Raw genomic sequence first — 2309 nt, 5'->3', positions numbered from 1 at the left:
TCTTAAAGAAGTTGAAGTACTCTATTCATTACTTTTTTATCCGGCAGATTGCAACAGATGCTTTATTTGAGGTTTCTTTTTAATGCTGAATTATGGCTAAATCACCAAACTGTGGGTATAGCGTTTTGAAAAATGGCCTATAATATATAAGTTATTTGGAAAGGAATCTTTATGCATACATTATTTTTTGATTTTGATGGGACTTTACGTGTACCGGAAACGAACGAGGTTTCAAAAGAAACAATACAGAATTTAAGAACATTGCGAAAAGAAGGCAACTTGATCTTTATCAATACCGGACGTTGTTTTTCCTCTTTGGAAGAACAGGCAAGAGATTTACCGCTAGATGGTGTTATTTGCGGATGTGGTACTTATATTCGATATCGAGGACAGATATTATATGAAGTACAAGCTACATCGATTCAAAAAGAGCGTGTGCTCAAGGCTTTACGTACATGTCGGCTCGATGCGTTTTTAGAAGGTCATGGTGGCCTGTTTGTCGATCAGACGTATTCAGATCAGCTGAACCAGGTGATTTCCTTTTTTAAACGAATGAATGTAAATATGTTGTCTACAGAGGATCCTTCTTTTGCGTTTTCTAAGATGAGTCTCTATTATACAGATCAAAAACAAAAAGATGAATTTGAAAATCTGTTAAAGGAAGATTTTGACTTCATCAACTTCCCAAATCTTAAAGCGGAGGCTGTTTTAAAAGGGCACTCGAAAGCCAGTGGTATACGCATGTTATTGAAAGAATTATCACTTCCATGTTCTACAAGTATCGCCTTTGGTGATAGTGATAATGACATGGAGATGTTAAAGGAAGCAAGCTGCAGTGTTTTAATTGGAAAGCATGCCCCGCATTTACAAGAGTTAGCCGATCTAAAAGCTCCGTCTGCCAAAGAAGAAGGAATCAGCTGGGCGTTACGAAAATTGAATTTGATTGAAGAATGACGACTTCCTAGACTTAGGAAGTTTTTCTATGCCTTTTTCTAAAATCAAATTCATATAATTTGATTAGGAGGAATTATCATGCATAAATTAGGTATTTCAATTTACCCGGAACATTCAACATGGGAAAAAGATGTGGCGTATATGGAAAAAGCTTCCCGTTTAGGTTTTAGCCGTATCTTTACCTGTTTATTGTCTGTTACCAAACCCAAAGAAGAAATCATTGAAGAATTTAGCCGTTTTGTACACAAAGCACATGAATTGGGCTTTGAAGTCGCAGCGGACACCGCTCCTTTTGTATTTGAGCACTTAGGAGCAACACCGGAGGATTTAAGTATCTTTCATGAAATAGGATTGGATATCATTCGTTTAGATTGTCATTTTGATGATCGTTTAGATGTATTGATTACCCGCAATCCCTATGGCATCAAAATTGAATTTAACGGAAGCAGCGATGCCAACGTGGCTTCTTTGATCAAACATGGAGCCGATCCCAACAATGTGATCATCTGTCACAATTTTTATCCGGAACCTTATAGCGGACTAAGCTATGATGTGTTTGCGAATTTCAATGCGAACTGGAATCAATTAGGCTTGCATACAGCTGCTTTTGTGTCCAGTCATGCCAAGGATACATATGGCCCATGGCATGTATTTGCGGGACTTCCGACACTGGAAATGCATCGTAACCTGCCAATTTCGGTACAGGTGCGTCATTTGTTAGCCACAGAAATGATCGATGATATCCTGATCGGAAATGCGATTGCCGATGAAAGTGAATTAGAAGAGATGGCTGCTGTCGACCTGACAAAAACGACAGTGACCATTGATCTTGTCGATGATCTAAGCAATACGGAAAAGGAAATTATTTTTGATTTTGCCCATACCGGACGAACAGATGCTTCGGAATATTATATCCGTTCTTCCTGGCCACGTGTTAAATACAAAGGGTGTTCAATTCCGCCACGTGCCTATGAAAATGATTGTTTCCAAAGAGGCGATGTCGTACTGGTTAACGACAATCTGGAACACTATCGTGGAGAATTGGAAGTAATTTTAAAACCGATTCCAAATGATGGACAAAGAACATTTGTAGGTCATATTCCGAAAGAAGAAATGATCATTTTAGACGAAATGGAAAAACATCCGGATCATGTCTTTGGATTTATTCCGGGAAAATAAATTATTCATTGAGCTTTTGGCAGGGGCCAAAAGCTTTTTTTTCATAAGAAAAAGGGGGTCTAACAGTTAAAAGTTAGATCTAAAAAAGGACTGGAATTCCTTAAATGGAAACTCCAGTCCTTTTTGTCTGTAGTATAATTTAGTTATGCTACAAAACCAATTTAACCAAACAAATT

At 37.9% G+C, this 2309-nt stretch carries 2 protein-coding genes; both read left to right on the top strand.

Annotated elements, in window-relative coordinates; translation table 11 throughout:
• Positions 1-171: 171 nt before the first annotated feature.
• Positions 172-954, top strand: coding sequence for an HAD family hydrolase (locus U0M88_RS04935; RefSeq protein ID WP_331869098.1), 783 nt, complete (start codon positions 172-174; stop codon positions 952-954).
• Positions 955-1032: 78 nt separating this feature from the next.
• Entirely contained in the window at positions 1033-2133 is a 1101-nt protein-coding gene (locus tag U0M88_RS04930) for a DUF871 domain-containing protein (protein WP_331869097.1), read from the top strand.
• Positions 2134-2309 lie beyond the last annotated feature (176 nt).

Source organism: Faecalicoccus sp. (assembly GCF_036552745.1).
Lineage (GTDB): Bacteria > Bacillota_I > Bacilli_A > Erysipelotrichales > Erysipelotrichaceae > Faecalicoccus.
This window is presented reverse-complemented; position numbering and strand designations above follow the sequence as displayed.